At 57.4% G+C, this 7,342-nt stretch carries 7 protein-coding genes; all 7 read right to left on the reverse strand.

Going from position 1 to position 7,342, the window contains the following annotated elements; translation table 11 throughout:
• Window positions 1-167: 167 nt before the first annotated feature.
• The 7 genes from argF to argH all read right to left on the reverse strand — a co-directional run bounded on the left by argF (window position 168) and on the right by argH (window position 7,192).
• Window positions 168-1,073 (reverse strand): ornithine carbamoyltransferase, encoded by a 906-nt coding sequence (gene argF / locus QZL66_RS11180; protein WP_022411806.1) that lies wholly within the window; start codon window positions 1,071-1,073, stop codon window positions 168-170.
• Between the two features lie 18 nt (window positions 1,074-1,091).
• The gene (locus QZL66_RS11185; RefSeq protein WP_022411807.1) at window positions 1,092-2,258 is read right to left on the reverse strand and encodes an aspartate aminotransferase family protein; all 1,167 of its coding nucleotides are present in this window, start codon (window positions 2,256-2,258) and stop codon (window positions 1,092-1,094) included.
• A gap of 29 nt (window positions 2,259-2,287) precedes the next feature.
• Window positions 2,288-3,154, reverse strand: a complete 867-nt coding sequence (argB, locus tag QZL66_RS11190; RefSeq protein ID WP_022411808.1) for an acetylglutamate kinase — start codon at window positions 3,152-3,154, stop codon at window positions 2,288-2,290.
• Between the two features lie 17 nt (window positions 3,155-3,171).
• Window positions 3,172-4,425: a bifunctional glutamate N-acetyltransferase/amino-acid acetyltransferase ArgJ gene (argJ, locus tag QZL66_RS11195; protein ID WP_022411809.1), complete on the reverse strand. Its 1,254-nt coding sequence runs from the start codon at window positions 4,423-4,425 to the stop codon at window positions 3,172-3,174.
• 242 nt (window positions 4,426-4,667) lie between these two features.
• Complete coding sequence (gene argC, locus QZL66_RS11200) at window positions 4,668-5,615, reverse strand: N-acetyl-gamma-glutamyl-phosphate reductase (RefSeq protein ID WP_022411810.1); 948 nt, start codon at window positions 5,613-5,615, stop codon at window positions 4,668-4,670.
• Window positions 5,616-5,636: 21 nt separating this feature from the next.
• Window positions 5,637-5,819 (reverse strand): hypothetical protein, encoded by a 183-nt coding sequence (locus QZL66_RS11205; protein ID WP_022411811.1) that lies wholly within the window; start codon window positions 5,817-5,819, stop codon window positions 5,637-5,639.
• Complete coding sequence (gene argH / locus QZL66_RS11210) at window positions 5,816-7,192, reverse strand: argininosuccinate lyase (protein WP_022411812.1); 1,377 nt, start codon at window positions 7,190-7,192, stop codon at window positions 5,816-5,818. Before argH ends, QZL66_RS11205 begins: the two co-directional genes overlap by 4 nt.
• Window positions 7,193-7,342: the final 150 nt, after the last annotated feature.

Here is a 7,342-nt window from a genome sequence, read left to right on the forward strand (position 1 = left end):
ATTATATCACATTCATTCGCCTTTGTCAAGAAAATATATTTTAAGGTTTCTTGGCCCTTTTTGTTTACTGTGCACAAAAGTAAGGGGTATCCATCCGCATAATCCAAAACGCCCGCAGAACCGTTCGATTCTGCGGGCGTTTTGGATTTCTCTTATTATATATCAGCTTATGCCATCAGCTTGACCATAACTGCCTTCTGTGCGTGCAGACGGTTCTCGGCCTCCTCAAAGATCTCGTTGGCATGTGCCTCGAATACCTTTGTGGTGATCTCCTCTTCCCGGTGTGCCGGCAGGCAGTGGAGCACCATGGCATCAGCGTGTGCCTGTGCCATAACGTCGTCGTTGATCTGATAGCCGTGGAATGCCTTCCGGCGCTTCTCTGCTTCGCCCTCCTGACCCATGGAAGCCCATACATCTGTGATGACAACATCGGCATCCTTGGCAGCCTCCAGCGGCTGGTTGGTCATCTGGAACTTGTCGCCGTACTGTGCAGCGAAGTCCAGCACTTCCTTGTCCGGCTGGTAGTCATCCGGGCATGCGATGGAAACCGCCATGCCGACTTTCAGGCAGCCGACAATGAGGGAGTTTGCCATGTTGTTGCCATCGCCGATGAAGCACATCTTCAGTCCGGCAAAATCCGTCTTGAATTCCCGAATGGTCATGAGGTCTGCGAGAATCTGGCACGGGTGGCAGAAGTCTGTCAGACCGTTGATGATCGGGATGGAGCCGTATTCTGCCAGATCCTCCACTTCCTTCTGCTCGAAGGTGCGGATCATGATGCCGTCCAGATAGCGGGACAGAACCCGTGCGGTATCCTGTACCGGTTCGCCTCTGCCGATCTGGAGATCGTTTGCAGACAGGAACAGGGGGTGGCCGCCCAGCTGGTACATACCGGTTTCAAAGGAAACACGGGTGCGGGTGGATGCCTTCTGGAAGATCATGCCCAGCGACTTGCCTTTCAGATGGGGATGCGGGATGCCGTGCTTCAGCTCGTACTTCAGCTGGTCGGCGAGATCCAGAATTTCGATGATCTCCTCGGTGCTCAGGTCGAGCATTTTCAGTAAGTGTTTCATAGTCTTGTTTCCTCCATGTTATTTCGACAGAACGTCCGCCAGAATGGCAACGCCCTTTTCGATCTCCTCGTCTGTGATGGTCAGCGGCGGCAGCAGACGCACCTTGTCCTTTGCCGTCAGCACCAACAGCCCCTGCTCCAGCGCTGCGTTTGCCACGTCAATGGCTTTCTTGTCCTTGAGGGCGATGCCCACCATAAGACCCAGACCGCTGACACCTGCCACACCGTCCAGCTTCGCCAGCTTCTCCCGCAGCAGCTTTGCCTTGCGCTGCACCTCGTCTAAGAAGCCCGGCGCAGTCACGGTGTTCAGCACTGCCAGACCGCCGGCACAGCAGACCGGATTGCCACCGAATGTCGAGCCGTGTGAGCCTTTGTCCAGCACGCCGGCACACTTCTCATTGGCAAGGCATGCGCCCATGGGCAGACCGCCGGCAATCCCCTTTGCCAGCGTGGTGACATCTGCCTTGTGTCCGAACTGCTCGCCGGCGAGGAACGTGCCCGTTCTGCCAACGCCGGTCTGCACCTCGTCCGCCATGACCAGAATGTCCCTGGCGGCGCACTTCTCGAATACGGCATCCACAAATGCCTGCTCCAGTGCGTTCACACCGCCCTCACCCTGGATATACTCCAGCATCACGGCACAAACGGTGTCGTCCAGTTTTGCCTCCAGATCGGCGATGTCGTTGGCGACCACGTAGTCGAAGCCCTCCACGAACGGAAAGAAATAGTTGTGGAACACGTCCTGACCGGTGGCGGACAGGGTGCACAGGGTTCTGCCGTGGAACGAGTTTACCAGCGTCAGAATCTTGTGTCTGCCCTTGCCGTACTTGTCGAAGCTGTACTTCCGTGCCAGCTTGATGGCGCACTCGTTTGCCTCTGCGCCGCTGTTGCAGAAGAATACCTTTTCATAGCCGGTAGTCTGGCAGAGCTTCTGGGCGAAGTCTGCCTGTACCTTGGTGTAGTAGAGGTTGGAGGTGTGCTGCATGGTCCTGACCTGCTTGCAGACCGCCTCCGTCCACGCCTCATTGCAGTAGCCCAGCGAAGTGGTGCCGATGCCGCTGCCGAAGTCGATGTAGGTTTTTCCGGTCTCATCGGCGCAGGACTCCCCTGCACCGTGGTCGATGACCACCGGAAACCGTCCGTATGTTCCCATGACGGACTGGTTCATTTGCTCTTGTGTTGTCATTGTCATGACCTCCTATTGGATCAGCCGGATTACCGGAACTGGGTACCGATGCCCTCGTTGGACAGGGTTTCGATGAGGATGGAGTGGGGCACTCTGCCGTCGATGATCGCCGTCTTTTTCACGCCGCGGCGCACAGCCTCCACGCAGCAGTCGATCTTCGGGATCATGCCGCCGGAAATGATGCCCTTGCGCTTGAGGAACGGCACTTCGCTGACGTTGACAAAGGGAATCAGTGTGGACGGATCCTCCTTGTTCCGGAGCAGTCCGGCAATGTCCGTCATCAGGATCAGGTTCTCTGCCCGCAGCTGTGCGGCGATGCGTGCCGCAGCGGTGTCTGCATTGACGTTGTACGCCTGTCCGAACTCATCGGTCGCCACGGTAGCAATGACCGGAATATAGCCGTTGTTCAGGGCATCCAGAATGGGCTGCTCGTTGACCTTGGTGATATCGCCCACATAGCCCAGATCTTCGCCGTTGGGGCCGAGCTTCCGCTCTGCCAGCAGCATCTGTCCGTCGATACCGCACAGACCCAGTGCCTTGCCGTGGGTATGCGTCAGCAGGCTGACCAGCTCCTTGTTCACCTTGCCGGAGAGCACCATTTTGACGACATCCACCGCAGCCTCGTCTGTATAGCGCAGTCCGCCGATGAACTTGGACTCGATGTTCAGACGCTTCAGCATGTCGCTGATCTCCGGCCCGCCGCCGTGCACCAGCACGACCTTGACACCCACCAGAGACAGCAGCACAATATCGTCCATGACTGCCTGCTTCAGCGCCTTGTCGGTCATGGCGTTTCCGCCGTACTTGACCACCAGAATTTTGTTGTTGTATTTCTGAATGTACGGCAGAGCATCCACCAGCACCTGTGCCCGCACATTGTTATGAATTTCTCCCATTTTCTCGAAGTCCTCTCTTAGGAACGATAGTCCCCGTTGATTTTCACATAGTCATAGGTCAGGTCGCAGCCCCATGCGGTAGCAGAAACCGGCCCGTCCCCGATGGAAACCAGAATCTGAATCTCGTCCTCCAGCAGCACGGTCTTGGCAACGTCCTCGGAGAAGTCGATGCCTGCGCCGTTCTTGCAGACGTCCACCGAGCCGGCACGGGATGCCAGCGTCACAGCCACCTGACTGATGTCAAATTCTGCCGGTGCGTACCCCACTGCACACAGCACCCGTCCCCAGTTGGCATCCGAGCCGAACATCGCACACTTCAGCAGCGGCGAGCATACCACGCTCTTTGCCACGGCAATGGCGGTATCCAGATCGGCTGCGCCGGAAACCTTGCACTCCAGCAGCTTGGTAGCGCCCTCGCCGTCATATGCCAGCATTCTGGTCAGGTTCATCATAACGCAGTACAGCGCCTCCCGGAATGTCCAGTACTCCGCCGAATCCACAGCGATCTCCGGATTTCCGGCGTGGCCGGATGCCATGAGCAGACAGGTATCGTTGGTGGACTGGTCGCCGTCCACGGACAGGCAGTTATATGTCACCTTAACCACGTCAGACAGTGCCTTTTGCAGCAGCTCCGGCGAGATGGCTGCATCTGTGGTGATGCAGTTCAGAGTGGTCGCCATGTTGGGGTGGATCATGCCGCTGCCCTTTGCCATGCCGCCCAGACGGCAGGTCACGCCGCCCAGCGAAAATTCCACGGCGATCTCCTTGGCAAACGTGTCTGTGGTCATGATTGCCACAGCTGCCTCGTGTGCGCCCGCCGGACTTGCCTCCAGCTGTTTGCACAGCGCCGGCAGTGCCGCCTGAATCGGCTCCAGCGGCAGAATCTGCCCGATGACACCGGTGGACATGACCAGCACATCCTCCGGCTTCACGCCCAGTTCCTGAGCGGTGAGGTCACACATAGCCTCTGCCTTTTCCTCGCCGTCTGCGTTGCAGGTGTTGGCGTTCTTGGAGTTTGCCACAACGGCGATTGCCCTGCCGCAGGTGGCTTTCAGGTGCTTCTTCATCACCAGCACCGGTGCGCCCTTGACCTTGTTCTGGGTGTAGACGGCTGCCGCATTGCACAGGGTATCTGCGGCGACCACCATGAGGTCATTCTTCTTTTCCGGATTCTCCTTGATGCCGCAGTACACACCGCCGGCACGGAATCCTTTTGCGGCACAAACGCCGCCATCCACGAAGGCAAAGCCTTCCATTGCTACTTTTTCCATGAGGTATAACTCCTCTCTGATTGAGTTCGATTGATTCTCGGGGCAATGCCCTCTGTTATGGCAATACCGCACAAAGCTTGTGCGTAAGATGCGTAGTCGGATTTTTCGACAGATTGCACAGAAATTCCGCAGGCATACTGCCGTATGTCAAGGGATTTCTGTGCAGTATGACGGAAAATCAGCAAGCAGATTGCGTGCAAAGCCGCCAGGCGGGCTTTGTGCGGTGTTGCCTTATATTTTGATTACAGCAAACCCACGGTTTCGTCCAGTCCCAGCATAATATTCATGCACTGTACGGCTGCGCCGGAAGCGCCCTTGCCCAGATTGTCCAGACGGGAGCACAGGAGAATCTGCTCGGCATCGCCGAACACGAAAATTTCCATCTGGTTGGTGTCCCGCAGGTCGTTGCAACTCAGCTTGGTGGCAGTCATCTCTGCCGGTGTTTTCAGGGGCTGCACGTGCACGAAGTTGGAGCCCTCGTAGTGGCGTTCCAGCATCTCCTGCACCCGCTCCGGTTCTAGCTGGAAGCCGGAGACTGCCGCCTGAACGGGCACGCATACCACCATGCCGTTATAGTAATCGTCTACAATGGGGGTAAACATGGGCTTTTTCTCCAGACCGGAGATCTTCTGCATCTCCGGCAGGTGCTTGTGGTTGTTCGCCAGACCGTAGAAGCGGGGGCTGTACAGCTCCGGCGCACGGTCGGGGGATTCGATCTCGGCGATCATCTTCTTGCCGCCGCCGCTGTAGCCGGACATGGCGAAGCACTGCACCGGATAGTCCCTGGGCAGGAGTCCGCTGTGCACCATGGGATACACCAGCGAAGCGAAGCCGCTGGCATAACAGCCCGGCACTGCCACACGCTTAGAAGTGCGGATCTTCTCCCGATGTTCCGGCGACAGCTCCGGAAAGCCGTATGCCCAATCCGGATTGGTGCGGTGTGCCGTGGAAGCGTCAATGATGCGCACATCGGCATCCCCTGCCAGTGCCACAGCTTCTCTTGCGGCATCGTCCGGCAGGCACAGAAATGTCACATCGCTCTCCAGAATGGCAGCACGTCTTGCCTCCGGATCCTTTCGGTTCTCCTCGGTCAGGGTAATCATGGACAGATCCTTCCGGTCTGCCAGACGCTCGTGGATACGCAGACCGGTAGTGCCGGCCTGTCCGTCAATAAATACTTTTACAGCCATTTTTCACTCATCCTCATACAATCATTCCCGTGGGCATTTCCACAGGCTAAAGGCACAGGTCAGCACGACGATTGCAATCGCCCAGATGCGGGATACCGTCATTCCCAGATTCAGCACCAATCCCAACAGGATCTCTCCGCCGATCCAGAGCAGAACCGCCACGGCACACAGCGCCACGATAAATTTCAGCTGCCGTTTTTTCATGCCAGCTCCAGCTTCGCCTTTACCAGCTTCAGCTGTTCTGCCACAGCCTTCGGCGACGGGCCGCCCTGGGACACTCTGCCACGCACGCAGGTTTCCAGACTGATGGCATCGTAGACATCCTCGGTGAACAGCGGTGTCATCTTCTGATATTCCTCCAGCGGCAGGGTTTCCAGTGTCAGTCCCCTGGAAATGCACTCTGCCACCAGCGTGCCGGAGATCTTATAGGCATCCCGGAACGGCATACCCTTCTTGACCAGATAGTCGGCGCAGTCGGTGGCGTTGATGAAGCCCCTGGCTGCGGCGGCACGCATATTCTCCTTGTTGACACGCATGGTTTCCAGCATGGGGATGACGGTTTCCAGACACAGCTTCACGTTGTCCACAGCGTCGAAAATTGCCTCCTTGTCCTCCTGCATGTCCTTGTTGTATGCCAGCGGCAGACCCTTCATCATGGTCAGCAGTGTCTGGAGATCGCCATAGACACGGGCGGTCTTGCCGCGGATCAGCTCGGTGATATCCGGATTCTTCTTCTGGGGCATGATGGACGAACCGGTTGCGAACGCATCGTCCAGTTCGATGAACTTGAACTCCCACGAGCACCACAGGATCACTTCCTCCGAGAAACGGGAGAGGTGCATCATGATGATGGAGAGGGTATCTGCCAGTTCAATGCAGTAGTCCCGGTCGGAAACGCCGTCCAGACTGTTTGCCATGGGCGCATCGAAGCCCAGCAGGGATGCGGTCTCCTCCCGGTCGATGTGGTAGGTTGTGCCGGCCAGCGCACCGCTGCCCAGCGGGCACTCGTTCATGCGCTTTGCGGTGTCGTCCAGTCTGCCCAGGTCACGGAGCAGCATCTGCACGTATGCCAGCAGGTGGTGTGCAAAGGTCACCGGCTGCGCACGCTGCAAGTGGGTGTAGCCCGGCATCACGGTTTCGGTGTGCTGTTCTGCGGTGCGCACCAGTGCCACGGCAAACCGGTGTACCAGACTCCGCACCTCGGCGATCTCATCCCGCAGGTACAGGCGCAGGTCCAGCGCCACCTGATCGTTTCTGGAGCGGGAGGTGTGCAGACGCTTCCCCACATCGCCGTAGCGCTTGGTCAGCTCTGCCTCCACGAACATGTGAATATCCTCGGCGTTGGGGTCAAACTCCAGCTTGCCGCTGTCCAGATCTGCCAGAATCTCTTTCAGCCCCTGAATGATGAGGCTGCTGTCCTCCTTGGAAATAATGCCGCAGTCACCCAGCATCGTGGCGTGGGCAATGCTGCCCTGAATGTCATGACGGTACATCCGTGCGTCAAATGCGATGGAGGAGTTGAAGGCGTTCACGCCCGCATCGATCTCCTTGGAAAATCTTCCTGCCCAAAGTGCCATATCAAAACGTCCTTTCGTTCAAGATTATGAATTCTCTTCAAAAAACATGTCCCTGCCATGTTGTGCCTTTCAAGACCTGCCAATTAGGCTCCCCTGAAAGGGGAGCTGGCAAGCCGCAGGCTTGACTGAGGGGTTCTTCTGCAAAATCCA

This window comes from Ruminococcus sp. CAG:330 (assembly GCF_000437175.1).
Lineage (GTDB): Bacteria > Bacillota > Clostridia > Oscillospirales > Ruminococcaceae > Ruminococcus_C.

Excerpts from the sequence above, each read along its gene's own strand:
- argH (WP_022411812.1), bottom strand. The coding sequence starts at position 7,192 with ATGGCACTTTGGGCAGGAAGATTTTCCAAGGAGATCGATGCGGGCGTG.
- QZL66_RS11205 (WP_022411811.1), bottom strand. The coding sequence starts at position 5,819 with ATGAAAAAACGGCAGCTGAAATTTATCGTGGCGCTGTGTGCCGTGGCG.
- argJ (WP_022411809.1), bottom strand. The coding sequence starts at position 4,425 with ATGGAAAAAGTAGCAATGGAAGGCTTTGCCTTCGTGGATGGCGGCGTT.
- argC (WP_022411810.1), bottom strand. The coding sequence starts at position 5,615 with ATGGCTGTAAAAGTATTTATTGACGGACAGGCCGGCACTACCGGTCTG.
- argB (WP_022411808.1), bottom strand. The coding sequence starts at position 3,154 with ATGGGAGAAATTCATAACAATGTGCGGGCACAGGTGCTGGTGGATGCT.
- QZL66_RS11185 (WP_022411807.1), bottom strand. The coding sequence starts at position 2,258 with ATGACAACACAAGAGCAAATGAACCAGTCCGTCATGGGAACATACGGA.
- argF (WP_022411806.1), bottom strand. The coding sequence starts at position 1,073 with ATGAAACACTTACTGAAAATGCTCGACCTGAGCACCGAGGAGATCATC.